Annotated in this window: 25 protein-coding genes; 18 read left to right on the top strand and 7 right to left on the bottom strand. The window is 71.9% G+C overall.

Going from position 1 to position 25,541, the window contains the following annotated elements; genetic code table 11:
• Window positions 1-5: 5 nt before the first annotated feature.
• The 10 genes from VNM44_RS06720 (at window position 6) to VNM44_RS06675 (ending at window position 7,695) form a co-directional block, all read left to right on the top strand.
• A complete protein-coding gene (locus VNM44_RS06720) occupies window positions 6-188 on the top strand; it encodes a tautomerase family protein (RefSeq protein ID WP_325624011.1) in 183 nt (60 codons plus the stop codon).
• Between the two features lie 86 nt (window positions 189-274).
• Window positions 275-1,069: an FAD binding domain-containing protein gene (locus tag VNM44_RS06715; protein ID WP_325624008.1), complete on the top strand. Its 795-nt coding sequence runs from the start codon at window positions 275-277 to the stop codon at window positions 1,067-1,069.
• Window positions 1,066-1,581, top strand: coding sequence for a (2Fe-2S)-binding protein (locus tag VNM44_RS06710; protein WP_325624004.1), 516 nt, complete (start codon window positions 1,066-1,068; stop codon window positions 1,579-1,581). The genes VNM44_RS06715 and VNM44_RS06710 overlap by 4 nt, the downstream gene beginning before the upstream one ends.
• A 5-nt stretch (window positions 1,582-1,586) precedes the next feature.
• Window positions 1,587-2,948 carry a xanthine dehydrogenase family protein molybdopterin-binding subunit gene (locus tag VNM44_RS06705; RefSeq protein WP_325624000.1) on the top strand — a complete coding sequence of 454 codons (1,362 nt, stop codon included), beginning with the start codon at window positions 1,587-1,589 and terminating at the stop codon, window positions 2,946-2,948.
• Entirely contained in the window at window positions 2,948-4,045 is a 1,098-nt protein-coding gene (locus tag VNM44_RS06700; RefSeq protein WP_325623998.1) for a xanthine dehydrogenase family protein molybdopterin-binding subunit, read from the top strand. Before VNM44_RS06705 ends, VNM44_RS06700 begins: the two co-directional genes overlap by 1 nt.
• Window positions 4,045-4,437 (top strand): cupin domain-containing protein, encoded by a 393-nt coding sequence (locus VNM44_RS06695; protein ID WP_325623995.1) that lies wholly within the window; start codon window positions 4,045-4,047, stop codon window positions 4,435-4,437. The genes VNM44_RS06700 and VNM44_RS06695 overlap by 1 nt, the downstream gene beginning before the upstream one ends.
• On the top strand, window positions 4,434-4,877 hold the full coding sequence (locus VNM44_RS06690) for an alpha/beta fold hydrolase (RefSeq protein ID WP_325623992.1): 444 nt from the start codon (window positions 4,434-4,436) through the stop codon (window positions 4,875-4,877). Before VNM44_RS06695 ends, VNM44_RS06690 begins: the two co-directional genes overlap by 4 nt.
• Window positions 4,878-4,919: 42 nt before the next feature.
• Window positions 4,920-5,768: a cytochrome c oxidase assembly protein gene (locus tag VNM44_RS06685; protein ID WP_325623989.1), complete on the top strand. Its 849-nt coding sequence runs from the start codon at window positions 4,920-4,922 to the stop codon at window positions 5,766-5,768.
• Window positions 5,768-6,559, top strand: coding sequence for a cytochrome c oxidase assembly protein (locus VNM44_RS06680; protein ID WP_325623986.1), 792 nt, complete (start codon window positions 5,768-5,770; stop codon window positions 6,557-6,559). The genes VNM44_RS06685 and VNM44_RS06680 overlap by 1 nt, the downstream gene beginning before the upstream one ends.
• Window positions 6,560-6,570: 11 nt before the next feature.
• A complete protein-coding gene (locus tag VNM44_RS06675) occupies window positions 6,571-7,695 on the top strand; it encodes a VIT1/CCC1 transporter family protein (RefSeq protein WP_325623984.1) in 1,125 nt (374 codons plus the stop codon).
• A 45-nt stretch (window positions 7,696-7,740) separates the two neighbouring features.
• Here the strand turns inward: VNM44_RS06675 and VNM44_RS06670 are convergent, their stop codons facing one another.
• Window positions 7,741-10,005: a propanediol/glycerol family dehydratase large subunit gene (locus tag VNM44_RS06670; RefSeq protein WP_325623982.1), complete on the bottom strand. Its 2,265-nt coding sequence runs from the start codon at window positions 10,003-10,005 to the stop codon at window positions 7,741-7,743.
• On the bottom strand, window positions 9,998-10,411 hold the full coding sequence (locus VNM44_RS06665; RefSeq protein ID WP_325623980.1) for a diol dehydratase small subunit: 414 nt from the start codon (window positions 10,409-10,411) through the stop codon (window positions 9,998-10,000). Before VNM44_RS06665 ends, VNM44_RS06670 begins: the two co-directional genes overlap by 8 nt.
• Before the next feature lie 23 nt (window positions 10,412-10,434).
• Here VNM44_RS06665 and VNM44_RS06660 point away from each other — a divergent pair, with 23 nt between their 5' ends.
• From VNM44_RS06660 to glgP, 5 genes are read left to right on the top strand one after another with little or no spacing between them, the layout of a single operon-like run.
• Window positions 10,435-11,163: an SDR family NAD(P)-dependent oxidoreductase gene (locus VNM44_RS06660; protein ID WP_325623977.1), complete on the top strand. Its 729-nt coding sequence runs from the start codon at window positions 10,435-10,437 to the stop codon at window positions 11,161-11,163.
• Window positions 11,163-12,032, top strand: a complete 870-nt coding sequence (locus VNM44_RS06655; protein WP_325623973.1) for a fumarylacetoacetate hydrolase family protein — start codon at window positions 11,163-11,165, stop codon at window positions 12,030-12,032. The genes VNM44_RS06660 and VNM44_RS06655 overlap by 1 nt, the downstream gene beginning before the upstream one ends.
• 9 nt (window positions 12,033-12,041) lie before the next feature.
• Window positions 12,042-13,505, top strand: coding sequence for an aldehyde dehydrogenase family protein (locus tag VNM44_RS06650; RefSeq protein WP_325623970.1), 1,464 nt, complete (start codon window positions 12,042-12,044; stop codon window positions 13,503-13,505).
• 15 nt (window positions 13,506-13,520) lie between these two features.
• Complete coding sequence (locus tag VNM44_RS06645) at window positions 13,521-14,489, top strand: NAD(P)-dependent oxidoreductase (protein WP_325623968.1); 969 nt, start codon at window positions 13,521-13,523, stop codon at window positions 14,487-14,489.
• A gap of 25 nt (window positions 14,490-14,514) precedes the next feature.
• Window positions 14,515-16,680 (top strand): alpha-glucan family phosphorylase, encoded by a 2,166-nt coding sequence (gene glgP / locus VNM44_RS06640; protein ID WP_325623966.1) that lies wholly within the window; start codon window positions 14,515-14,517, stop codon window positions 16,678-16,680.
• Here glgP and VNM44_RS06635 read toward each other — a convergent pair.
• From VNM44_RS06635 to VNM44_RS06625, 3 genes are read right to left on the bottom strand one after another with little or no spacing between them, the layout of a single operon-like run.
• The gene (locus VNM44_RS06635) at window positions 16,665-17,783 is read right to left on the bottom strand and encodes a CynX/NimT family MFS transporter (RefSeq protein ID WP_325624105.1); all 1,119 of its coding nucleotides are present in this window, start codon (window positions 17,781-17,783) and stop codon (window positions 16,665-16,667) included. The genes glgP and VNM44_RS06635 overlap by 16 nt on opposite strands.
• A 50-nt stretch (window positions 17,784-17,833) precedes the next feature.
• Window positions 17,834-18,496 (bottom strand): GntR family transcriptional regulator, encoded by a 663-nt coding sequence (locus VNM44_RS06630; protein ID WP_325623963.1) that lies wholly within the window; start codon window positions 18,494-18,496, stop codon window positions 17,834-17,836.
• Between the two features lie 37 nt (window positions 18,497-18,533).
• Window positions 18,534-19,184, bottom strand: a complete 651-nt coding sequence (locus VNM44_RS06625; RefSeq protein ID WP_325623958.1) for a fumarylacetoacetate hydrolase family protein — start codon at window positions 19,182-19,184, stop codon at window positions 18,534-18,536.
• A gap of 84 nt (window positions 19,185-19,268) precedes the next feature.
• On the opposite strand from VNM44_RS06625, the gene VNM44_RS06620 reads away from it, so the two are divergent.
• The 3 genes from VNM44_RS06620 to VNM44_RS06610 are packed head-to-tail and all read left to right on the top strand — an operon-like array spanning window position 19,269 to window position 22,806.
• Window positions 19,269-20,729 (top strand): FAD-binding oxidoreductase, encoded by a 1,461-nt coding sequence (locus VNM44_RS06620; protein WP_325623954.1) that lies wholly within the window; start codon window positions 19,269-19,271, stop codon window positions 20,727-20,729.
• A complete protein-coding gene (locus VNM44_RS06615) occupies window positions 20,729-21,622 on the top strand; it encodes an FAD-binding oxidoreductase (protein ID WP_325623952.1) in 894 nt (297 codons plus the stop codon). Before VNM44_RS06620 ends, VNM44_RS06615 begins: the two co-directional genes overlap by 1 nt.
• Complete coding sequence (locus tag VNM44_RS06610) at window positions 21,619-22,806, top strand: heterodisulfide reductase-related iron-sulfur binding cluster (protein ID WP_325623950.1); 1,188 nt, start codon at window positions 21,619-21,621, stop codon at window positions 22,804-22,806. The genes VNM44_RS06615 and VNM44_RS06610 overlap by 4 nt, the downstream gene beginning before the upstream one ends.
• 110 nt (window positions 22,807-22,916) lie before the next feature.
• Here the strand turns inward: VNM44_RS06610 and VNM44_RS06605 are convergent, their stop codons facing one another.
• Both VNM44_RS06605 and VNM44_RS06600 read right to left on the bottom strand, forming a co-directional pair.
• On the bottom strand, window positions 22,917-24,146 hold the full coding sequence (locus tag VNM44_RS06605; RefSeq protein ID WP_325623948.1) for an MFS transporter: 1,230 nt from the start codon (window positions 24,144-24,146) through the stop codon (window positions 22,917-22,919).
• A gap of 68 nt (window positions 24,147-24,214) precedes the next feature.
• The gene (locus VNM44_RS06600; protein ID WP_325623947.1) at window positions 24,215-25,516 is read right to left on the bottom strand and encodes a hemolysin family protein; all 1,302 of its coding nucleotides are present in this window, start codon (window positions 25,514-25,516) and stop codon (window positions 24,215-24,217) included.
• Window positions 25,517-25,541 lie beyond the last annotated feature (25 nt).

The raw sequence follows: 25,541 nt of genomic DNA, 5'->3' as shown, positions 1-25,541 counted from the left end.
CAACTGTGCCGCTGATCGAGGTGAAGCTCTACGACCGGCGTGTGACCGAGGAGTCCGTGCCGAAGATGATCGACGCGCTGACCACCGCCCTGGCGGAGACGAGCGGAGCCGACCCCGCGCACATCCAGGTGGTGATCCAGGGCGTCGATCCGAAGCACTGGGGCATCGCCGGCAAGCAGCAGTCGTAGCCGGAAGCCGGTAACCGATAATCGATTCTTCTCGCTGCGCGCGGCGTTAGACTCGGCAGCGCTGACCAACGACCGAAGGAAGGCCCATGACGCAAGCCACTGAGGTCTTGTTTCCGACCTCGGCCGAGGAGGCAATCGCGCAGTTCGGGGACGGAGGCGACGTCACGGTGCTCGGGGGCGGCACGATCGTCATGCCCGAGCTGACGTACGGGCGGCTGGCGCCGTCGAAGGTCGTGAGCCTCGCCCGGGCCGGTCTCGACACGCTCGAGGCGGACGGGACGAGCGTCACGATCGGGGCGGCGTTGCCGATTGCCCGGCTCGCCGAGCTCGCCGACGACGTCACGGCCCTCGCACAGTGCGCGCTCAACGTCGCCGACTACGAGATCCGCCGGCAGGGCACCGTCGGCGGCAACGTCTGCGCGGGCGCGGGCCACGACGCCCCGCGCGGCGACCTCCAGGGGCCGCTTCTCGCGCTCGAAGCGCAGGCGCGCTCGGTCGGCTCCGCCGGCGAGGCGACGGAGCCGCTCGAGGAGTTCCTCGCCCACCGCGACGGGAGGCTGCTCCTCGACCTGACGTTCGAGAAGCCCGCGGCGTCCGCATTCGCGGCGATCGACTATCCGCACACGCACGAGTACACGGTGCTCGCCGTCACCGGGGTCCGCACCGCGGGCGGCGAGACGCGTCTCGCCGCGACCGGCGTCGCGGGCTACGGCACGCGACTGCGCGCCGCCGAGGCCGCCGGAGACCCGCAGCAGGCGGGCGCAGCCGCGGTCGGCGACGTGAGGCTCGGCGACGACGCGCTCGCATCGACGTGGTACCGCGAGCAGACGCTGCCGGTCCTCGTCCGCCGTGTCCTCGCCGAGCTCGAGGAGGCCGCATGAACCTCACGGTCAACGGCGTCGCGCGCGACGTCGAAAGCGCACCGCTGACGACGCTCCTCGACGTCCTCCGAGAGGAGCTCGGCGTCACGAGCCCCAAGGCGGGCTGCGAGCAGGGCGGCTGCGGCGCCTGCACGGTCCTCGTCGACGGCGAGCCGCAGCGCGCGTGCCTGACGCCCGTCGGCGCGATCGAGGGGGCGCAGGTGACAACGGTCGAGGGCCTGGGCGCTCCGGAGTCGCTGTCGCCGCTCCAGCAGGCGTTCACCCACCACTACGCGGCGCAGTGCGGCTTCTGCACGTCGGGGATGATGCTCGCCGCGGAGGCCTACTTGCAGCGCGGGGGCACCGACGACCGCGAGGCGATCCAGGAGGCGCTCGCGGGGCACGTCTGCCGCTGCACCGGCTACGTGAAGATCATCGATGCCGTCGCCGCAGTGGCGCGGGGCGACTCGTTCGACCTGAGCGTCACCGCCGCGAGCGCCGGCATGACCAATCTGGGAGGTGGCGACCGATGAAAGCCGTGGGTGCACGACTCCCCCGCTACGACGGGATCGAGCACGTCACGGGCCGCACGACGTACGTCGACGACGTGCGCGTCCCCGGCACACTCTGGGCGAAGGCGCTCCGGTCGCCGCTGCACAGCGCGGCGATCACCTCGCTCGACGCGTCCAAGGCCGAGGCGATGCCCGGCGTCCACGCGGTCATCACCCACGCGGACGTCCCGCTGCTCGAGTACGGCCACCTCTCCGCCCTCGGCATCCCCGCCGACGAGCCGCTGCTCGCGAAGGACGAGGTGCGCTACAAGGGCCAGCCGATCGCCGTCGTCGCGGCGGAGGACGAGGAGACGGCGATGGCGGCCGTCGACGCGATCGAGATCGACTACGAGGAGCGGACGCCGCTCTTCGACATCCGCAAGGCGTTCGACAGCGACGCCCCGAAGGTGCACCAGTGGGGCAACTGGTACCCGCACTTCGAGGGCGAGATGGACCGGCGGCAGATCCGCAAGGGATCGGTCGAGGACGCGTTCGAGCAGGCCGACGCGATCGTCCAGGGCGTCTACCGCCCGGCCGCGATCGAGCATGTTCCCCTCGAGACGCAGGTTGCGCTCGTGGTTCCGGAGGCCAGCGGGCGGCTGACGATCTACTCCTGCACGCAGGCGCTCTACTTCTCGATGGGCGTCGTCGCGGCGCACCTGCAGGTTCCGCTCAACAAGCTGAAGGTCGTCGGCGGCACGGTCGGCGGCGGCTTCGGCGGCAAGGTCGACACGGCGAGCGAGACGATGTGCGCCCTGCTCGCCCGGAAGTCGGGCCGTCCGGTGAAGTGGCGCTGGACGCGCGAGGAGGAGTTCCTCTGCTCCTCGACCCGGGCTCCGTGGCACATGGAGATCGCCGACGCCGTGACGAAGGACGGCTGGATCCTCGGCCGCAAGATGCTGACGCTGCACGACTCCGGCGCGTACTCGCGCTTCTCGCCGTACGGGCTGACGAAGCACTCGTTCCACCACACCGGGGCGTACACGATCCCGAACCTCTCGTTCGACGGCTACGTCGTCTTCACGAACCGCGTGCCGACGACCGCGATGCGCGGTTTCGGGGTCACCTCCGTGTCGTTCGCGACCGAGACGCACCTGAGCCGCATCGCGGACGTGCTCGGCCTCGACCCGTACGAGGTGCGGCTGAAGAACGCCAACCGGATCGGCGACACCTCACCGAACCGGATCGTCTACACCGACCCGTCGACCGTCTCGGTCGTGAAGGCGCTCGCCGGCGGCATGGAGGTCGAGCTCGCGCCCGAGTACGCGGCGATGAGCCGCGACCCGCGCGAGGGCGACCTCCTGCCCGAGCACCTCGTCTCGCAGACGGCAAACCCGGAGGACCACTGATGGCTGTCCACAAGGGCCGCGGGATCGCGGCGATCGAGTACCCCACGGGGATGAACCAGAACGGCGACCCCTCACAGGCGTGGATCAAGGTCAAGCCCGACGGGCGGGTGGACGTCTTCGCCGGCACGTCCGACATCGGGAACGGGTCGAAGACGATCCAGTCGCAGATCGTCGCGGAGACGATCGGCGTCCCGTACGACTGGATCACCTACGACAACTCGAACACGGACTCGTCTCCGGTCTGCACGGGGACGTTCGCGTCGCGTGCGACCTTCGTCGCGGGCAAGGCCGTCGAGAAGGCTGCCGAGAAGGTCAAGGAGCGGATTCTCGACATCGCCGGCAAGGAGCTCGAGATCGACCCCTCCGACCTCGAGATCGTGGACGGCGAGGTCCTCGCCAAGGGCGCCCCGCAGAAGAAGATCGCCGTGCCCGACGTCGCTGCGGCGGCGACCTGGACGTACGGCGAGCTGATCACGGGCACGGGGGCCCAGCTCAAGGACTACGCGTCGATCGTCGACCCGGAGACCGGCCAGGTCGACCTCCCACCCCACTCCGCGATCTCGTACGCCGCCTGCGCGGCCGAGGTCGAGGTCGACGACGAGACCGGCGTCGTCAAGGTCACGCGCCTCGTGCAGGTCTACGACGTCGGCCGTGCGATCAACCCCACCCTCGTCGAGGGGCAGATCGAGGGCGGCGCCGTCCAGGGGCTCGGGCTCGGCGTGCTCGAGAACTGCTACCCGTACTACCCTTCGGCCGAGCACCGCGGCGGCCAGTTCGGCTCCTACCTGGCGCCGGGCTTCGAGGACCTCCCGAAGATCGACACGATCATCATCGAGAACCCCTCGTCCGACGGCCCGTACGGCGCGAAGGGCATCGGTGAGATGGCGAACAACGCCCAGCCGCCCGCGATCGCCTCGGCGGTGTACGACGCGGTCGGCGTCTGGGTCACCGAGCTGCCGATCACGCCGGAGAGGGTGCTCCGGGCGCTGCAGGCCAAGGCGGAGCCGGCCCGCGAGGGAAAGAAGGTCGTCTTCGACGCGGAGCTCTCCGTGAACGCCGTCTCGCAGGGCGGCATGTCGTTCGAGGTGCCCGCCTAGTGCCCCTGACGCCCTTCGAGACGTTCAACGGCCGTGAGCCCCACCCCCTCTTCCCGGGCGTGGGGCTCAAGGCGGTTGCCGGCGACCAGGTGTTCCTCGGGCACGTCACCTACGCACCCGGGACGACGGTCGCCCGCCACAGCCACGAGCACACCGAGCAGGTGATGCTGATCCTGGACGGCTCCGTGACGATGACGATCGGCGACGCGACGCGCGAGCTGCGCGCCGGGGACGTCTGCGTCGTCAACCGCGGGGTCGAGCACGAGCTCCACTCGACCGACGGCGTGACGTTCGTCGAGGCGCTCGGCCCGGTGCCGCTCGACCACATCCCGGACCGCGAGCGCGACCTCGTCCTCGGCGACCTCGCGGGCAGCCTCCACGTCGAACGTTGACCTTCGGCCTCGTCCACGGCGCCTGGCACGGCGCGTGGTGCTGGGAGAGGCTCGTCCCCGAGCTCGAGGTGCTCGGCCACCGCACCGTTGCGGTCGACCTGCCGGCAGAGGATCCGCACGCGGGGCTCACGCGCTACGCCGAGCTGACGGCCGCTGCGCTCCCCGTCCACGACTGCACGGAGGACGACGCCCGGCAGGCAGTCGCCCGCCTCCGTCCGCAGTCGAGCGCGCCGCGCGGCGAGCCGTGGCCGGAGGACGGCATCCCCGACGTCGAGCGGACGTCGATCGTCTGCCGCGACGAACGTTGCATCCGGCCCGAGTGGTCGCGCGCCGTCGCCCGGGCGCAGCTCGGTGTCGAGCCGGTCGAGCTCGACGGCGGCCATTCGCCCTTCCTCTCGCGCCCGCGCGAGCTGGCCGCGGCCCTGGCGCGAGTCGCCTGACCCCGTCCACTCGCGGGCCCGCGCAGGGCTACCGTAGAGGTGGTGAGCGCGCTCGCAGCGACCGCGACCGGGGACCTGTGGCGGGCGTGGTCGTTCGACCCGCTCGTCCTCGTCGGCGCGGCGGTGGCGATCGCGTTCTTCGCGCAGGGCTGGCGGCGGTTGCGCGGGCGACGCCCGGAACTGGCGCCGTGGTCGCGCTGGCCGATCTTCCTCGCCGGCGTCGCGATCGTGGTGCTCGGGATCGTCTCCCCGCTCGACGCTGTCGCCGAGGAGTACCTCCAGTCCGCCCACATGCTGCAGCACGTCCTGATCGCCGACCTCGGCGTGGCGCTCGCGCTCGTCGCAGTCCGCGGGCCGCTCTCGATGTTCTTCCTTCCCCAGGACCTGCTCGCGCCGCTGGCCCGCCGGCAGTGGCTGCGGCGTTCACTCTCGTTCCTGCTCCGGCCGCGCGTCGCCGTGCCCCTGTGGCTGGGCGTGCTCGTGGCGTGGCACATCCCGTTCCTCTACGACGCCGCCCTTCGCCACCCGCTGCTCCACCGCGTCGAGCACCTGTCGTTCGTCGTCGTCGGCGCGCTCGTCTGGACGTTGCTGATCGACCCGGCGGGCCACGGCCGCCTCACGCTCGGCCAGCGCATCGGCCTCGCGGTCGTGATGCTCTGGATGGGTCAGCTCCTCGCGTACGTCTTCGTGTTCTCGTTCCACCCGTACTACGACGTCTACGCGGAGCAGCCCGAGCGCCTCTTCGGGCTCTCCCCGTTGGCCGACCAGAAGCTCGCCGGCGTCGTGATGATGGCCGAGCAGCTCTTGACGCTCGGAGTGGCGCTCGTGGTGCTCGTGGTCGCTGCCCGCCGCACGCGGGCGGTGCCGGCGGCGGCGCCCGAGCCGGTCTGATGCCGTCTCCCTGGTCGTTCACGTTCGAGCCCGTGTTCGTGGTCGCGGCGGCCGGCGCGGTCGTCGTGTACGTCCGCGCCTGGCGGAAGGAGCCGGGGCCGGCCTGGCGGGCGTGGTGCTTCGGCGCGGGCGTCGCCCTCGTCGTCGTCGCGCTCAACTCGCCGCTCGGGACGATCGCGATCGAGTATCTCGTCCTCTTCCACCTGCTTCAGAACGTGATGATCTCCGACTGGGCGCCTCCGCTCGTCCTGATCGGCCTCACGCCCGCGATGCGAGAAGGGCTCGCCGCTCGCGGCGGCGACTGGTTCGCGTGGCTGACCCGGCCGCAGGTGGCGCTCCCGGCCTGGCTCGTCGGCTGGTATCTCGTCCACCTCGGCGCGGTGTACGACGCGGCCGTCCGGAACCCCGTGCTGCTCGGCCTCGAGCACGCGTTCCTGATCGCGATCGGGCTCCTCTTCTGGTGGCCCGTGCTCTGCGACGTGCCGCGGGCGGTGTCGACCCTCGGACGGATCGGCTACGTGCTCGCCGCGTTCGTGTTTTCCGCTTTCCTGGGACTGGCCCTCACCTTCTCGCCGCCCGTCTACGACTACTACGAGTCGCGCCCCGAGCGCCTCTGGGGGATCACAGCGGAGCAGGACCAGAACCTCGGAGGGATCCTCATGTCGACGGAGCAGGCGCTCGTCTTCTTCGCCGCGGTCGTGTGGCTCCTCGTCCGGCTCTTCCGCGAAGAGGCAGAGGCCGAGGAGCGGCTCGCAGCGGAGCAGCGCGCGGCCGGCCTGCGCGAGCACTAAGGTGCGCGCCGATGAGCGACCTCGCGAACGATACGGCCACGATCGAGCGCTGGAAGGCGACTCGGCAGGAGGAGCTCGACGCCGAGGCGATCTATCGTGCGCTGGCGGAGTCGGAGCGCACTCCGGAGCGGAGGCGGCTCTTCGAGGAGCTCGCCGACGACGAACGGCGCCACGCGACGCACTGGGAGGAGCGGCTCCGGGAGGCCGACGTCGACCCGGGCCCGGCCCGCCCCGGCCAGCGGGCGCGCGTGCTCTGCAAGCTGGCCGGCGACTTCGGCGACACCGTGGTGGTGCCCATCATGCGCGACAGGGAGGCGCTCTCGACCGAGGCGTATCTCGACGAGTCGCGGGCCTTTGCGGACGACGAGGAGCGCCACGAGCGCGCCCTGGTGGCCCTCGTCGGCGACACCCGCGGCGAGCCGATCGGTCGCGCGCTCGCCCGCCTCCAGCGCGGGCGCGCAGCGGGCGGCAATGCCCTCCGGGCGGCTGTTCTCGGCGTCAACGACGGGCTCGTCTCGAACGCCGCCCTCGTGATGGGGGTTGCGGGCGCCGGCATCGCCTCGAAGGACATCCTCGTGACGGGCGTCGCCGGGCTGATCGCCGGCGCCGGCTCGATGGCGATGGGCGAGTGGATCTCGGTCCAGTCGAGCCGCGAGCTGCACGCGCGGGAGCTGCAGATCGAGGAGCAGCACATCGCGGCGAGCGCCGAGGAGGAGCAGGCCGAGCTCGCGCTCGTGTACGAGCAGAAGGGGCTGCACCCGCGGGAGGCGCGACAGATTGCGGAACGGCTGTCGGCAGACCCGACGACGGCGCTCGACATCCATGCCCGCGAGGAGCTCGGGATCGATCCGGAGGAGCTCGGCGGCTCGCCCTGGGTGGCCGCCGGCACGTCGTTCGTCCTCTTCGTGCTCGGCGCGATCCTCCCGATCCTGCCCTTCGTGTTCCTCTCGGGGCATGTGGCGGTCGGGGTCGCGCTGGCGGTCTCGGCGCTCGGCCTGTTCGGCATCGGGGCCGCGATCACGCTCCTCACCGGGCGGAGCGTGCTCCTCTCGGGTTCGCGGCAGCTTGCGTTCGGCGCGGCGGCGTTCCTCGTGACCTACGGGGTCGGCGCGCTGTTCGGTGCGGTGGTGGGCTGAGCTCGTTTTCGCTGCTGATCCCCCGCCTGCGGCAGGGGCAGACCCTTATAGGCGCCCGCTTCGCGCTCGCAGGCTTGCGGAGATCAGCGTGAGCTCGACGGGCGGCGCGCCGGGGACGACCGCCCGCGCCTCTTGCGCGTGGAGCAGCGTCGTCAGCACGATCAGCTTGGCGCGCGCGAAGTTGTCGAGCTCGGTCGGGACGGGGCCGACCCGTTGCCCGAGCGCGTACCCGGCCGCGTTTCGCCCCATCGCGCGATAGCTCTCGAGCGTGTAGAGCGGGCTCATCCCGAAGAGCTCGAGGTTGTCGAGCGGCTGCAGGTCGGCGCGGTGGATCACCGCGGTTCCCTTGGACTGGAGGCCGAGCGCGACGCCGGACCCGGAGAGCCGCGCGCCGTCGTGGCCGATGAACGCGACGTCCGCTGCACGTCGGATGCGGACGAGGCGCGCGGAGGCGCCCGCCTCGTCCACGCCCTCGACGACGGCAGCGAGCACGTCGGCATGCGAGAGGCCGGCGATCGTCTCGCGGAGGCCGTCGGCGAACGCCGGCCCGACCGCGACGACGACCTCCGAGGCGTCGTCGCCCCGCCGGGCCGTGTCGCCCTCCGCGACGATGGGCTCGGCGTCCGCCGGCGCCGCGCCCAGCCGCCGCGGGTCGACGACGTGCGGCAGCGCCTGAAGGAGCTCCCAGCGCTCTCCCTCGAGCCGGTAACCGGTTCCCGGGCCGAGGTAGAGGTTCGGGTCGTTGACGGCGGACCGCACGAGCCCGTCCGGCTCGATCACGGCGGACGTCTGCAGGTAGTCGGCCGCCACGCGCTGACGCAGCATCCCCACCACCGCCTCTGCGACGTCCTCGTGGCCGCGGCGGTCGAGCGCGAGCGCGACGTCGAGGGCGGACACGCCTCGCGCGAGCAGCTCGTCGGCCGCCTCGACGTCAGCGGCGCGGTCGCGGTCCGGCATGTCGGGGCTGCCGTGGCCCACCGTCGCCGCCTCCACCTCCGCGTCGGTCACCTCCGGGAGGCCGAGCTCGGCGAAGACGGCCTGCACCGCCCGCGCGGCGCGCTCGCGTACGCGCAGCGCCTCCTCCTCCGCCACGGGCTCGATCCCCCCGTCCACCTGCCAGTCGCGCTGGATCGTGAGCCACTCGTCGATGTCGTCCCCGTCGTAGTTGCCGCCGCCGAACGTGTTGTCGCGCCGCGGCATGATCGAGTAGCCCGACGTCACGAAGTCCGTCCCTGGAAGGAACTGACCCATCAGCTTCGCCGTCTTGCGGATCGGCGAATGGGAGGCGATCGCGTCATTCCCCGAGGCGACTTCGAGATCGAGCCAGGCGGCGAGGACGTTCTCGGCGAGGATCGCGCGGGTCCCTCCGGGCACCGAGAGCACGAGTGCGACACACGAGATCGAGCCGTTCTGGACTCCCTGCGCGCCCGCCGCGCGCACGACCGAGACGCAGCGCGCCTCGAGGTAGAGCATCGAGAGCCCGGCCGCGTGCCCCATCAGCGCCTCCGAGCCCGTGCCCGACGTGAAGCGCACCTTGACACCACGCGAGGCGTACGCAGACGCGAGAAACGCCTTCGACCACGGTGTGTCGTCCCCGTCGGCGAAGACGGCCTCCGTCCCGTACACCGAGAGCGTCTCCGCGTAGGTGACGAGCCCGCGGATCGCCAGCTCGAGGTTGCGTCGCTCCTCGACGGCGCACTGGGTCATCACGCCGGGGCGCCCGGTCTGCGAGCCGACGAGGAGCGCGAGCGCGTTGAGCGGCGCATAGCGGGCGACGCCGACCGTCGTCTCCAGCTCGTCGAAGCCGCGGCGCGCCGCCTCGGCCGCGTCGGCTGCGAGGAGCGCAGGGCTTTCCTTCAGGTTCGTGACGTGCGCCTGGTTGCCGGGATCGCGCCGCGCGCGCAGCTTCTTGAGGGCCATCATCAGCTCGACCGGGTCGAGCATCCCGACGACCCGCGCGAGCTTCGCCGGCGTCAGGCCGCGGCCGAGGCGAACGAGCTCGTCCCGCGGCACGTCGACGTCGACGAGCATGCGGGCGAGCCGCTCGTCCGGGAGCGCCATCGCCTCCGCGGCGACCTCGAGGTCGAGGCCGTGCGCCACGAGGAACCGGTCGATCACGTCGAGCTCCGACGCGTCCTTGCCGTCGAGGCGGACGACGACGCCGTGCTCGACGACGAGCTCGGGCTCGGGGTCGGCGGGGCCGTCGGCCGCGACGAGACCGAGCTCGGGCCACGGCTCGACGAGCGTCTCCCGGCGGAGCTCCGTCGCCTCCCGCGCCTCGAACCGTGCGCTGCGCCGCTCGTCAGCCATCCGTGGCGAGCCCCCGCACCGTGTAAGCCGTGGCCGCCTCGCGAACGAACGCCGCGTTCCGCGGCGCGCCGAGCTCCTCGAGCCGCGCCGCCCAGGACTCGAGCTCGTGCGCCGACGACCGGCCGGGCCGCAGCGCCGTGTACACGGCCAGCAGCTCGTCGTCGGGAACGCGGGTCAGCTCCGAGGCGCGCTCGAGGCCGTCTGCGAGCTGGGCGCGGCCGGCGGCCCGGGCGACTTCGGCCTGCAGCCCGAGCGTGGCGGCGGTCGCACGCGTGTCGGTCGCGGCGAGCTGCCCGTCGCGCGCGGCGGCGAGCGTGACGTCGTCGAGCGGAAGCCCCGAGGGCGTCGTCACGAGCTCGGGCCGGCGTGTGCCCAGCGGGTAGTCGGTGACGGGGTCGAATCCCACGCCCAGAGGTTAGGCTAGCCGGGGTGGCGCGGAACGACGATCGATTCGCGGGCCGCGTCGCGCTCGTCACGGGCGGGTCGAGCGGCATCGGCGCGGCAACCGTGCGGCGCCTGCTCGCCGAGGGCGCGAAGGTGGCGTCGCTCGACCTCGACGGCGGGGCGCCCGACGGTGCGTTGACGCTCCACGGCGACGTCTCCGACTCGCAGCAGGTCGAGGCCGCCGTCGCCCGCGCGGCGTCGGAGCTCGGGCCGATCGACGTCCTCGTCTGCTCCGCCGGCATCACGGGAGCGTCGATCTCCACGGTCGACGTCTCGGACGACGAGTGGCGCCGCGTGATGGCGATCGACGCCGACGGCGTCTTCTTCTGCAACCGCGCCGTCCTCCCGGGCATGATCGAGCGCGGATACGGGAGGATCGTGAACGTGGCGTCGATCGCGGGCAAGGAAGGGAACCCGATGGCGGCCGCCTATTCCGCCGCAAAAGCTGCGGTGATCGCGATGACGAAGGCGATCGGCAAGGACGTTGCCCGCACCGGAGTCGTCGTCAACTGCATCGCGCCCGCCGTGATCGAGACGCCGATCCTCGACGGCCTCGCCCAGTCGCACATCGACTACATGATCGAGCGGATCCCGATGGGACGGATGGGCACGCCCGACGAGGTCGCGACGCTCGCCTGCTGGCTCGCGAGCGAGGAATGCTCGTTCTCGACCGGCGCGACGTACGACATCTCCGGCGGCCGGGCGGTGTACTGATGCGCCGCATCGTTCGCTGGGTCGACGGCTCCGGCCGCGTCTCGGTCGGCGTCGAGGTCGACAACGAGGGCCACTTCCGCAAGCTCAGCGGGATCGAGGACCCGATGCCGTTCCTGCGGGGCGAGATGTTCTCCCCCGAGGGAGGCCAGGTGACGCCCGTCGACCCGTACAGCCTCGAGCTCGGCGACGGCCGCACGCTGATCGCGCCGCTCGACCCACCCGAGGTCTGGTGCGCGGGGGTCACGTACGAGCGGAGCCGCAACGCGCGCATGGAGGAGAGCGCCGTCAAGGACGTCTACGACCTCGTCTACGAGGCCCATCGGCCCGAGCTCTTCCTGAAGGACGCCGCGTGCCGCCGCACCGTCGGGCCCGGTGAGCCGATCGGGATCCGCGGCGACTCGACGTGGAACGTGCCCGAGCCCGAGATCGGGGTCGTCGTCGGCGAGCGCGGCCGAATCCTTGCCTACACGATCGGCAACGACGTGTCGTCGCGCGAGATCGAGGGCACGAACCCCCTCTATCTCAGCCAGGCAAAGGTGTACGCAGCCGCGTGCTCGATCGGCCCCGCTCTCTACATCCCTCCGCGCGAGCCGCAGGGCTTCCAGATCATCATGCGGATCTCCGACGAGGAGGGCGAGGTCCTCTACGAGGACAAGACGTCGACGACCCAGATGGTGCGGACGTTCGAGGAGCTGACCGCCTGGCTCGTCAAGGAGAATCCCGTGCCGCCAGGCTCGGTGCTCCTCACGGGCACGGGCCTCGTCCCGCCCGACTCGTTCAGCCTCGTTCCGGGCAACTGGGTCGAGATCCACGTCCCGGAGATCGGCACACTCGTCAACCCCGTCGCGCTCGCGACGAGCCTCCTCTAAGGAGTCGCGATGACAGAGACCCTGATCGGAACCCCAGCCCGCAACTACGTCGGCGGCGAGTGGCGCGAGGCCGACTCGGGCGAGACCTACGAGAAGCACGACCCATGGCGGCCGTCGGAGGGGACGGGCGTCTTCCAGTCGTCCGGCGTCGCCGACGTCCAGGCGGCAGTCGCGGCGGCGGCGTCCGCCTTCCCCGCGTGGGCCGCGCTCCCGGCGCCCTCGCGCGCCGCGATCTTCCACCGGGCCGCCGATGCGATCGAGGCGCGGACGGAGGCGGTCGCGCGCGACATGACGGCCGAGATGGGAAAGCCGCTGCGCGAGGCGCGCATGGAGACCGCGCGCGCCGCGACGATCCTCCGCTTCGCCGCCGGCGAGGCGTGGCGCCCGATCGGGGAGGTCTACGCGGCGTCCGTCCCGCTGCAGCGCCTCTACACGGTGCGGCGTCCACTCGGGGTCGTCGGCCTGATCACACCGTGGAACTTCCCGATCGCGATCCCCGTGTGGAAGCTCGCGCCGGCACTGATCCACGGCAACGCTGTCGTGCTGAAGCTCGCCCACGACGCGCCGCGGACCGGGCTGCACGTCGCGGAGTGCTTCGCCGAGGCGGGCCTCCCCCCGGGCGTGCTCAACGTGCTGACGGGCTCGGGCTCGGTCGTCGGCTCGGCGCTCGTCGAGAGCCCCGACGTGAAGGCGATCTCGTTCACGGGCTCGGTCGCTGTCGGCGAGGGCGTCCGCGAGACGGCAACCGCGCGCGGCGCCCGCGTGCAGCTCGAGCTCGGAGGGCAGAACCCGTTCGTCGTGATGGCGGACGCGGAGCTCGACCGGGCCGTCGAGGCGGCATACGCAGGCGCTTTCTGGTCGGCCGGACAGAAGTGCACCGCGACCCGGCGGATCCTCGTCCAGGACGGCGCCTACGACGCGTTCCGCGAGAAGCTCCTGGCGCGCGTGGCGGCCGGCAAGGTCGGCGACCCGGCCGACCCCGAGACGGAGGTCGGGCCGCTCGTCACCGAGAGCGCCTTCGACGACGTCCTCGCGGCGATCGAGCGCGGCCGCGACGAGGGCGGCTCGGTCGCGGCGGGCGGCAGGCGCGGCCCGGGCGACGGGTTCCTCGTCGAGCCGACGGTGTTCGAGGACGTCGCGGAGGACGCGCACCTCTCCTGCGAGGAGGTCTTCGGGCCCGTCACGTCGCTCTACCGCTTCACGACGCTCGACGAGGCGCTCGAGCGCGCGAACGCCGTGCAGTACGGGCTCTCCGCGTCGATCTTCACGCGCGACCTCCATGCCGTGCAGCGCTTCTCGGAGGAGCTCCAGGCGGGCATCCTCCATGTCAACTCCCAGACGGCCGGGGCCGACGTCCACGTCCCGTTCGGCGGCATCAAGGGCTCGGGCTTCGGGCCCCACGAGCAGGGCCGCGCGGCGCGCGAGTTCTTCACGGACGCGGTGACCGTGTACCAGGACGCGCCGCTTGCCTGAGCTTCTCCATGGGGCGTGGCTCCAGCCTCGCACCTCCTGGTTCCCGAGGACGTGAGCGAGCGGTTCCTCGTCACCGGCGTCCTCGGCTGCCTCGGCGCCTGGGTCGCGCGCGCCGTGCTGGCCGACGGCGGCGAGGTCGTCGGCTACGACCTCGGCGAGGACACCGCGCGTCTGCGGCTCGTGCTCGGAGACGAGGACACCGACCGGGTGACGCTCGTCCGGGGCGACATCACCGACCTCGAGGCCCTCGAGCGGGTGCTCGACGACCACGCGATCACGCGGGTCGTGCACCTCGCGGCGCTCCAGGTGCCGTTCGTGCGCGCGAACCCGCCGCTCGGGATGCGCGTCAACGTCGCGGGCACGGTCAACGTCTTCGAGGCGGTCTCGGGCCGCCTCGACCGGATCCCGGGCGTCGCGTACGCGAGCTCGACGGCCGTCTACAGCGCCTCCGACCCCTCGCCCGCGCCGGAGCTCGGCGGCACGACGCCGAGTACCCTGTACGGCGTCTCGAAGCTCGCCGACGAGGGCATGGCGCGGGTCTACGCGGCAGACAGGGGACTGCCTTCGGTCGGCCTTCGACCCTACGTCGTCTACGGGCCCGGCCGCGACCAGGGCATGACGTCCGGGCCGACGATGGCGATGCTCGCCGCGACCCGGGGCGAGCCGTACGCGATCGGCTACTCCGGCACCGCCCAGTACGACTACGCGCCCGACGTGGCGCGCGCGTTCGTCATGGCAGCGTCGTCGGGTCGCGCGGGCGCCGCCGTGTACAACGCTCCCGGCGTCGCCGCCTCGATGGAAGAGGTCGTGACGGCGATCCGAGCGGTCGTCCCTGAGGCCGAGATCACGTGGGGAGGGGACACGCTCCCGTTCCCGCCCGAGCTGGAGGCCGTCGGGTTCGACCGCGACGTCGGCCCGTTCCCTCGCACCGCGCTCGACGCCGGCGTCGCCGCGACGATCGCGCACTTCCGTACCGCCGCCTAGCCGGCCTCGGCTAGGTTGGGCCTCCGTGAGCACGACGCGGATCGTGGACATCGCGGCGCTGCCCGGCGCGCGGGAGGCGGACGAGCGCGCCACCGAGCTGGCGTGGCGGCTGCCGACCGAGCTCGCGCCGCTCGCGCGGATCGCGCTCGACTACCGCTGGGCGTGGGATCCCGACGGGCCGGCGCTCTTCCGTGCGCTCGATCCCCACGCATGGGTGATCAACGCCGAGAATCCGGTGCGTCAGCTCGCCGACCTCCCGCCGCACGCCGCGCAACTCGCGGCGGGACACGGGCCGACGCTCGAGCGGATCGCGCGCCTCGAACGCGTGCTCGACGAGAACCGCGCGCGGCCCGAGACGCCCGTACGGGGCATCGACCAACCCGTCGTCTTCGTCTGCGCGGAGTTCGGGATCCATCCGTCGCTCCCGATCTACTCCGGCGGGCTCGGCGCGCTCGCGGGCGACATCCTGAAGCAGGCGAGCGACCTCGCGCTGCCGATGATCGGCGTCGGCCTGCTCTACCGCAAGGGCTACTTCCACCAGCGCGTCGACCGCACGGGGCTCCAGCACGAGTACTGGACGCAGATCATGCCCGAGCGCCTGCCGACCGTCCTCGTGCTCGACGAGACCGGCGCGCCGCTGCGTCTCTCGTTCCCGCTCTTCGGGCGCGAGGTGGCCTTCCACGTCTGGCGAGCGGAGATCGGCCGCGTCCCGCTCTACCTGCTCGACACCGAGCTCGAGGAGAACGACCCGGTCGACCGCTGGATCACCGCCCGGCTCTACGAGGGAAACCCGCTCACGCGGCTCGGCCAGTACGGGCTGCTCGGGCTCGGCGCGGTGCGCGCACTGCGGGCCCTCGGGATCGAGCCCGGCGTCCTCCACTTCAACGAGGGCCATCCCGCGCTCGCCGCCCTCGAGCTCGCGTCCGAGCACATCGAGCGCGGCGTGTCGCTGGACGAGGCGCTCGACCTCGCGCGCCACGACTGCGTCTTCACGACGCATACGCCCGTCCCCGCCGGAAACGAGACGTACGAGACCGCGTCGTTCCTCGAGGCGTTCGCCGAGCTGCCGGAGCGACTCGGGATGGACGAGGGACGGTTTCTCGACCTCTGCCGGACGCACCAGGGAAGCGACGAGTGGCCGGGCATGACACCGCTCGCGCTCCGGCTCTCACGTCGCGCCAACGCCGTCAGCCTGCGCCACGGTGAGGTCGCCCGCGAGATGTGGCGGCCGCTCTTCGGCGATCCGCCCGCGGACGAGGTGCCCATCACGCACGTCACGAACGGCGTTCACCTCCCGAGCTTCCTCTCCGCGCCGATGCTCGGCCTGCTCGACCGCCATCTCGGCGAAGGCTGGCTCGATCGCGCGTCCGACCCCGAGACCTGGGCCCCGGTCGAGGACATCCCCGACGAGGAGCTGTGGGCCGCGCGAAACGAGTCGCGCCGCTCGCTCGTCGAGTACGTCAAGGCGAAGTCGATCCAGGACCGGCTGCTGCGCGGCGAGGATCCCGAGAGCGTGAAGGCGGTGGCGGAGACGTTCGCGGAGGACACCCTGACGCTCGGCTTCGCCAGGCGGATCGCGACCTACAAGCGCCTCTTCCTGCTCACGTACGACCCCGAGCGCGTGCGCCGCATCTTCGCCGACGGCCCGCCCGTGCAGATGGTCGTCGCGGGCAAGGCGCACCCGCTCGACGAGAACGCCAAGCAGATGCTCGTCGACGTGTTCGGCCTCTCCGAGGCGGTGGGGATCACCTCGCGGGTCGCATTCCTCGAGGATTACGACCTCTCGGTCGCGGCGCCGATCGTGGGCGGCTGCGACGTCTGGCTCAACGTGCCCAGACCGCCGCTCGAGGCGAGCGGGACGAGCGGGATGAAATCCGCGGCGAACGGCGGCCTCAACCTCAGCGTGCTCGACGGCTGGTGGGTCGAGGGGTACGACGGCGAGAACGGCTGGGAGATCGACGGCGCGGGCCCCGAGGGCGAGGACGAGGTCGCGCAGGACGCGCGCCACGCACACGCGCTGTACGACCTGCTCGAGCAGCAGGTGATCCCGCTCTTCCAGGACCGCGACGCCGACGGCATCCCCCACCGGTGGCTTCGGATGGTGAAGCGCTCGCTGCGCACGAACGGCCCGCGCTTCTCGGCGGCGCGCATGGTCGAGGAGTACGCGTCGAACATCTATCCGCCCGCGTAGCGCGCCTCGGGCCGCGGCAGCAGGCGGACGAGGACGACGAGCAGGACGAGAAAGGCGGCACACGTCCAGAGCACCGCGTCGAAGGAGTGCGTGACGTCGCGGACGGCGCCGAGGAGGAACGGGGCGATCGCCGCCACCGAATAGCCCACACCGAGCATCAGCCCGACCAGCGCGCCGATGCGCTCTCGCGTCTGCTCGAAATCGAGCGGCAGGGTCATGACGAGCGAGAAGGTGCCGCCCTGTGCGCTTCCCGCGAGCAGCGCCCAGAAGAACCCCGCCGCGGGAAGGGCGACCAGCCCGATGGCGCCGATCGCGAAGACCGTGCTCGCCCCCACGAGCCATGCGCGCCGGCCACCGTGACGGTCGGACAGCCAGGGAATCAGGAAGGAGCTCGGGATCGCCGTCAGCGTCATCGCGGCGAGCAGCAGGCCGGCTGACGTGTCGCTCCAGCCGCGCTCGCCGTACGCGTCGGCGAGCCATGCGTTGAGGCCGTAGTAGCCCGACGCCATCGTGGCGAAGATCGCAACGAGCAGCCACGCGGTATGCGACCTCCACGGCAACCGCGGGACCAAGGAGCCGGACCGCACGTGCTCCGGCCCGCCCCGCTCCAGCACCGCCCAGACGACCGCGATCGCGCACGCCGAGAGGGACAGAGCGATGAGTGCGCCCCGCCAGCCGCCGAAAATCGTCGCGAGCGGCACCGCGATCGCAGCGGCGACGGTGGCGCCGAGCTGGATGCCTGTCGTGTACACACCCGTTCCGGTCGCGGGGCGATCGGGAACCGTCTCCCGCACCGCGAGCGGCGCGAGCGCGTTCCCGATCCCCATCCCGATGCCCACGCCCCAGGTGAGAAGCACGACGAGCCAGGCGCTCGGCGCGACGGCGCGCAGGATCCCGAACGTCCCGATCAACGCCAGCCCGATCGTCATCGCGCGACGGGTGCCGAGCCGGGCAGAGAGATAGGCGGCGACCGGCGCGAAGAGCCCCATGCAGAGCACGGGGATCGTGCCGAGCAGCCCGACCAGCGCGTGCGAAGCGTCGAGGTCGTCCTGGATCTCGTCGATCAGGGGCCCGACGCCGACGATCTGGGGCCGCAGCGCCAGCGAGGCGAGGAAGAGGCCGGCGAGGGCCGCTCCGGTGGAGCGGCCGCCTCTCAGCGCGCCGCGGCTCCGGCGGTCTTCGCGCGCTGCCGTGCGATGCGCGCGAACTCCTCGACGTGCCGACGTGCCTCGCGGCCGGCCGGGCCGGGCTTCACCGCGCGGATCGCCTCGAGGATCGGGACGTGCTTCTCGGCCGCCTCCTGTGGCTCCACGTACGTGCCGTAGAGCGAGATCGTGATCCGACCCTCGACGCCGAGCGACTTCCAGCACTGCTCGAGCACCGAGTTCCCGGCGGCCTCGACGATGACGCGGTGGAAGGCGAGGTCGTGGCGGACGAGGGCGTTGATGTCGCCGCGCCCCGCGGCGTCCCGCATCTCGTCGACCTCGCGTTCGAGCACGGTGACGTCGCCGTCGAGGAGCTTCGCTGCCTCCTTCGCCGCGAGCTCCTCGAGCACCGCGCGCACGGGGTAGACCTCGATCAGCTCGTCGTTGCCGAACGCCCGCACCCGTGCGCCGCGGAACGGCTCCGACTCGACCATGCGCAGGAGCTCGAGATCGCGTAGCGCCTCGCGCACGGGTGCCTGGCTCGTACCGAGCTCGCTCGCGATCCTCGTCTCGACGAGCCGCTCGCCCGGCTTCAGCTCGCCGTTGACGATGCGCTGCAGCAGGACGTCCTTCACCTGCTCACGGAGCACGGTTCTGGAGATCGCGCTCATGACGGCCGGGCGACGATCCGCCACTCGAGCGGCGCCGTCAAGCTCCCGTGACGGGATTCGTCAGCGTTCCGACCCCGTCGATCTCGATGGTGATCTCGTCGCCGGGCCGGAGGAGGCGCTGTGGGTCGCGGAAGACGCCGACGCCGGCGGGCGTCCCCGTCAGGATGAGGTCGCCGGCCTCGAGGGTCGACGTCTGAGAGGCGTAGCTGATCACCTCGTCGATCCCGAAGATCAGGTTCGCAGTGGTCGAGTCCTGCATCGTCTCGCCGTTCAGGATCGCCCTGATGCGCAGCGCGTGCGGATCGCGAACCTCCGCCGCCGGGACGAGCGGGCCGACCGGGCAGAACGTGTCCGGCGACTTGCCGCGCGTCCACTGGCCGTCGGCGAACTGGAGGTCACGCGCCGAGACGTCGTTCGCGACGACGTATCCCGCGACCGCCTCGAGCGCGTTCTCCTTCGAGACGTTCCGGACGGTCGCGCCGAGCACGACGCCGAGCTCCGCCTCGTAGTCGCACTTCGTCACGACGGGCGGGATCACGATCGCGTCGCCGGGCCCGATCAGCGACGTCGTGTACTTGGCGAAGAAGAGCGGCGCGGCCGGCAGGTCGACACCCTGCTCCTCCGCGTGGTCTCGGTAGTTGAGCCCGACGCAGACGATCTTGCCGGGGCGCGGGATGGGGAGCGTCATGCGTTGACCCTAACCGAATCCACGATCATCGATCATCGATACTTGCGCGATCCGCAGGAGGTCCGCCGAGTAGGATCGGCGGCGATGAGCCTCTCGCCCAGGTTCCTCGACGACCTCCGCACCGTCGTCGGCGACGAGCACCTCGTCACCGAGCCGGAGCGCCTCGCGACGTACGACTGCGACGGCCTCACGGGGTGGCGTGCGCAACCCGCCGCGGTCGTCCTCCCCGGCTCGGCGGAAGAGGTGCAGGGTGTCCTGCGCCTCTGCGCGCGCGACCGCGTGCCGTTCGTCGCACGCGGCGCGGGCACCGGTCTCTCGGGCGGCGCGCTGCCGGTCGCGGACGGGATCGTCGTCTCCGTCGCGCGCATGAACCGGATTCTCGAGGTCGACGTCGCCGCCGAGCGCGTCGTCGTCGAGCCCGGCGTCGCGAACCTCGACGTGACACGCGCCGTCGCGGCACAGGGCTACTTCTACGCACCCGACCCCTCGAGCCAGCAGGTCTGCACGATCGGCGGCAACGTGGCCGAGAACTCGGGCGGCGCCCACTGCCTGAAGCACGGCTTCACCGTCAACCACGTCACCGGCGCGAAGGTCGTGCTGCCGGACGGTGAGCTGCTCGAGCTCGGCGGGAAGGCGATCGACGGAGATGACGGCCCCGACCTGCTCGGCGTCATCGTCGGCTCCGAGGGGACGCTCGGGATCGCGGTCGAAGTGACGTTGCGGATCGTCCGGCAGCCCGAGGCCGTCGTCACGCAGCTCGCCGCGTTCACCACCGTCGAGGCCGCGGGCGACGCCGTCTCGCAGATCGTCGCAGGCGGGATCCTCCCCGCCGCGATGGAGATCATGGACAGCTTCACGATCCAGGCCGCGGAGGAGGCGTTCCGGCCGGGCTACCCCGAGGGCGCCGGCTCGGTGCTCCTCGTCGAGCTCGACGGCCGGCTGGCCCAGGTCGAGGAGGACGTCGCCGCCGTCGACGGGATCTGCCGCGCCGCGGGCGCCTTCGAGATCCGCACTGCGCACGATGCGGAGGAGCGAGCGCTCCTCTGGAAGGGACGGAAGGGCGCGTTCGCGGCAATGGGACGCGTCTCCCCCGACTACTACGTCCAGGACGGCGTCGTTCCGCGGACGAGGCTCCCGGCGGTGCTCCGGCGGATCGACGAGCTTTCGGAGGAGCACGGCCTCCGCGTCGGCAACGTCTTCCACGCGGGCGACGGGAACCTGCATCCGCTCGTCCTCTACGACGGCGCTGTCGAGGGCCAGTACGAGCGGGCGAAGGGCCTCGCGGACGAGATCCTCGCGGCGTGTGTCGAGGCGGGCGGCTCGCTCACCGGCGAGCACGGGATCGGCGTCGACAAGGCCTGCGCGATGCCGTCGATGTTCTCGGAGCGCGACCTCGAGGCGTTCGAACGCGTCCGCCGTGCCTTCGACCCGGACGGGATCGCGAATCCCGGCAAGGTGATTCCGACGCCCAGGCTCTGCGGCGAGGTGCCGGGCCCGTATCGGATGCACCCCCTCGAACGGCTCGGGCTCGCGGAGCGGTTCTGATGCGTCCCGGGACGGTCGAGGAGGCTGCGGGCGTGCTTGCGGACGCAGCGGCCGCAGGACGCCGGGTCCGGATCGGAGATGACCTCTCGACCGAGGCGCTCGACCGTGTGCTCGAGCACGAGGCGGGCGATCTCACCTGCACGGTCGAGGCGGGAATCCGTCTCTCGGCGCTGCGCGAGGTGCTCGCCGCGTCCGGCCAGCGCCTCTCCCTCGACCCCCCCGGCGACCCGACGATCGGCGCCTGCCTGGCCGGCCGTCTCTCGGGCCCGCTCTCCCACCGCTACGGGACGCCGCGAGACCTCGTCCTCGGCGTGACGCTCGTCCTCGGCGACGGGACGGTCGCGAGCTCGGGCGGCAAGGTCGTGAAGAACGTCGCCGGCTACGACCTCGGCAAGCTCGTCTGCGGCTCGGAAGGGCGGCTCGCCTTGATCGCCCGCGTCTCGCTGCGCCTGCATCCGCTGCCGCCGGCAGCGGCGACCCTGGTCGTCGAGACGGCTGACGCGGCCGCGATCGTCCGCGCTCTGCGCCGCTCGCAGCTCGACCCGAGCGCGCTCGACGTGCTGCACCCGGGCCGGGTCGCAGTCCTGTTCGAGGGCCGTGAACGGGCGGTCGCCGCGCAGCTCGACGCCGCACGATCGCTCGTCGGCGGCGCCGTCGCCGAGGGCGCGGTGTGGGAGGAGGCCCGGGAGCGCCAGGGCCACTCGCTCGGCAGGGTGCGCTTCTCGCCGGCCGACCTCGGGAACGCGCTCACGACCCTCGACGAGGCGGTCGTGCGACCGGCGGCCGGCATCGCCTACGTGGCCCACCGCGTCGGCGGCGTGCCGGCTCCTGCGGCGCGCCGGGTGCAGCGCGCCCTGAAGGAGCAGCTCGACCCCGCCGGCGTTCTCGCATGATCGAGGAGCTGACGAAGGCGTGCGTCCACTGCGGCTTCTGCCTCCCGACGTGCCCGACGTACGTCCTCTGGAGCGAGGAGATGGACTCGCCCCGGGGACGAATCCAGCTGATGGAGAAGACCGCCCAGGGCACGCTGACGCTGAACGCAACCGTCGTCGAGCACTTCGACCGCTGCCTCGGCTGCATGGCGTGCGTCACGAGCTGCCCGTCCGGCGTCCGCTACGACCGCCTGATCGAAGAGACGCGCCGCGTCGTCGAGACGGAGCACGACCGGCCGCGCGGTGAACGCCTCCAGCGGCGGCTGCTCTTCGCGACGCTTCCGTATCCGCGACGGATGCGCTGGGCACTTCGCCTGGCGCCGCTCGGACGCGCGCTGCCGACGCCGCGCTGGGCGCGCCCGATGCTCGACCTCGCCCCGCGCTGGCGCTCGCGCGAGCAGCCCGCGCCGGTGACGCCCGCCGCCGAGCCGGCTCGAGCGCACGGCCGTGTCGGGCTATTGACGGGCTGCGTGCAGTCGGTCGTCTTCGGGGAGGTCAACGCCGCGACCGCACGGGTGCTCGCCGCCGCGGGCCACGAGGTCGTCGCGCCGCCGCAGGGCTGCTGCGGGGCGCTGTCGGCGCACGCGGGCCGCGCGACCGAGTCCGAGCGCTTCACCGAGCGGCTCCGTCGGAGCTTCGCCGGCACCGAGACGATCGTCGTCAACGCCTCGGGCTGCGGCTCGCACCTGAAGGACCATGGCGTGGCGGCGGTCGACGTCACCGAGGCGCTCGCAGACGCGGAGCTGCCGCCGCTGCACCCACTCGAGCTGACCCTTGCCTACCAGGACTCCTGTCATCTCCGCCACGCACAGCGGCTCCCGGCCGCCTGGCTGCCCCTGCTCCAGCGGATCCCCGGCCTCCGCGTCGTGGAGCCCGCGGAGCAGGACATCTGCTGCGGCTCGGCCGGGATCTACAACGTCACGCAGCCCGAGGCGGCACACGAGCTCGGCGACCGCAAGGCAGCTCACGTGCTTGCGACGGCGCCGGACGCCTACGCGAGCGCGAATCCCGGCTGTCTCGTGCAGGTGGCGCAGGCGCTCGGGCGGGCGGGCACCCCGCTGCCCGCACTGCACCCGGTCGAGCTGCTCGACGCGTCGATCCGCAGCGTGAGCGCGTCGAAGCTGCTCGCGGGCGCCCGCCGCTGACGGGTCGCGTCAGACCCGGCGCAGGCTCGGCTGTTCCCCACCCTCGAGGCGGTCGAGCCGTGCCTCGATAGGATCGTGTTACTCCGGTCGCGGCGCCTCCAGACGTCCGTTCAGGACGCGACCGCTTCGACCGGCCGCAACTCGTCGAGCCGGTCGACCTCGAGGAGGCCGGGGAACAGCCGCCTCCAGGCGAGTGCGACGCCGATCGTCAGGACCCCGCCGACGAGCACGGCGGGCACCGCGCCGATCAGGGCGGCGGCGACGCCCGACTCGAACGCGCCGAGCTCGTTCGAGGCGCTGATGAACACCATCTCGATCGCCGTCACGCGGCCGCGGAGCTCGTCCGGCGTCACGAGGGGCAGGATCGTCTGTCGAAGGACGACGCTGACCATGTCCACGGAGCCTCCGGCCGCAAGGGCGAGGAGCGAGAGCCACATCGTCTGCGACAGCCCGAAGACGATCATCGTCGCCCCGTAGAGCGCCACGACCGTCAGCAGGGTCCTCCCCGCGCGGCGCCGAACCGGGCGGCGCGACATGACCAACGCGGCGGCGAGCGCCCCCACCGCGGGCGCCGCGCGCAGAACGCCGAGGCCCGCCGGCCCGACGTCGAGCACGTCCTTCGCGAAGATCGGGAGCAACGCGACGGCCCCGCCGAAGAGCACTGCGAAGAGGTCGAGCGAGATCGCACCGAGCAGAACCGACGTCCGTCGGACGAGCCTGACCCCACCGAGCACGCTCGCGAGGTCCGGCGTCCCGGCGCCCGCGCCTTCGCGGCCGGCGCGGAGGGCGAGGATCGCGGCGAGCGCGAGGAGTGAGAAGGCGGAGGAGGCCGCGTACACGAGCTCCGGCTGGATGGCGAAGAGCAGCCCGCCGAGAGCGGGGCCGACGATCACCGAGAGCTGGAAGGCCACCGATCGCTGTGCGAAGGCCTTCACGAGAATCTCCTGCGGAACGAGCGACGGCGTCATCGCGCGCCCGGCAGGCGCCCCGACAGCCGACGCGACTCCCGTCATGAAAGCGAGCGCGAAGAACGGCCAGGTTGCGTCCGCCCCGTTGCGCGTCACGACGAGGAGACCCACCGCGACGAGCGCATCGAGCCCCGTGGCGAGCGCCAGCACCGTCCTGCGCGGATGCCGGTCGGCGAAATGACCCGCTGGCAAGGCGAGCAGCGGCAGCGGCACGAACATCGCGAGTCCCACGAGCCCGAGGTCGAGCGGGTCGCCGTGGATCGCGTAGACCTGCCATCCGATCGCCACGAACGACATCTCGATCGCGAACGCGGTCGCCACCGTGGCTGCGACGTAGAGCGCGAAATCGCGGTGCCTGAGCGGCGAGCCCATGGGTCAGTTGCTTACACGAACCCGCGTGGAAAGTGCGTCGCGTGAGCGCGTCGCGCGTTCGGGGCCGATCAGGCCGCTTCGGGCGTGTCGTCCGCCCCGACAGGCGCGGGGAGGAACTCGACCTCGAGACGCTGGATGCGCGAGCCGCTCGTCTCGAGCACGAGGAAGCGGAGCTGCTCCGCGGCGACCTCGTCGCCGACTTCCGCGGCGCGTCCCAGATGGCCGAAGACGTAGCCGGCCACCGTGTGGAAGTCGTCCGAGTCGAGCGTGGTCTGGAACTCCTCGTTGAAGTCGTCGATCGTGAACGAGCCGTCGATCCGGATGGTCGTGTCGTTCAGCCGCTCGACCGACTCGTTCGGGAGGTCGAACTCGTCCTCGATGTCGCCGACGATCTCCTCGAGCAGGTCCTCGAGCGTGACGATGCCCGCGGTGGCGCCGTACTCGTCGACGACGACGGCCATGTGCTGGTTCGTCCTGCGGAACTCCGCGAGCAGGGCGCCGAGGTCCTTCGTCTCGGGCACGACGTATGTCGGGTTCAGGAGCTCCCCGAGGTTCACGGACGCGATCCTCTGGTCGTTGAGGGCTGCGACCAGCGCGCGGATGTGGAGGATGCCGATGATGTCGTCGAGCGACTCGCGGTACACCGGGTACCGGGTGTACGGGTTGTCGAGGATCAGGCCGAGGGCCTGCTCGGGCGGCAGGTCGACCGACAGGCCGAAGACGTCGGGTCGCGGGACCATCACGTCCGCGGCCTCCTTCTCGGCGAAGTCGAACACCTTGTAGAGCATCTCCTCTTCGGCGGTCTGGATCTCGCCGACGTCCTCGGCGACCGCGACCGACTGTCGGATGTCCTCGCGCGTGAAGGCCATCATCCCGGCCGGGGCCGGCTTCACGCGGAGCAGGCGAAGGACAGCGTTCGACGAGTGCTGGAGGATCCAGACGACCGGCGCGAACGCCCGTGAGAGCAGGTCGATCGGGACCGCGAGGATCAAGGCGAGGAGCTCGGCCTTCTGGAGCGCGACCGCTTTCGGAACGAGCTCGCCGAGGACGACGCTCAGGTACGTCAGGACCCCGAACGAGACGATGAACGCCACACCGCGGGGGAGGAATTCGAAGTACTGCGACACGAGTGGCTCGCCGACGACGCCGAGTGCGATGCTGAGCACCGTGATCCCGACCTGGACGGTCGAGATGAAGCGCACCGGCTCGTCCATCAGCAGGAGCGCGGTGCGTGCGCGGCGGTTCCCGTGCTCGGCGCGGCCCTCCAGCCGGTTGCGCCTCGCGGTGACGAGCGCGTACTCGGCCGCGACGAAGACCGCGTTGCCGAGGACGAGCGCGAACACGGCGAGGATGCGCCATACGTCGCTCATCGGGACCCTCTACCGAGGATGGTCG

The sequence above is a fragment of the Gaiella sp. genome (genome assembly GCF_035558935.1).
Taxonomy (GTDB): Bacteria; Actinomycetota; Thermoleophilia; order Gaiellales; family Gaiellaceae; genus Gaiella.
This window is presented reverse-complemented; position numbering and strand designations above follow the sequence as displayed.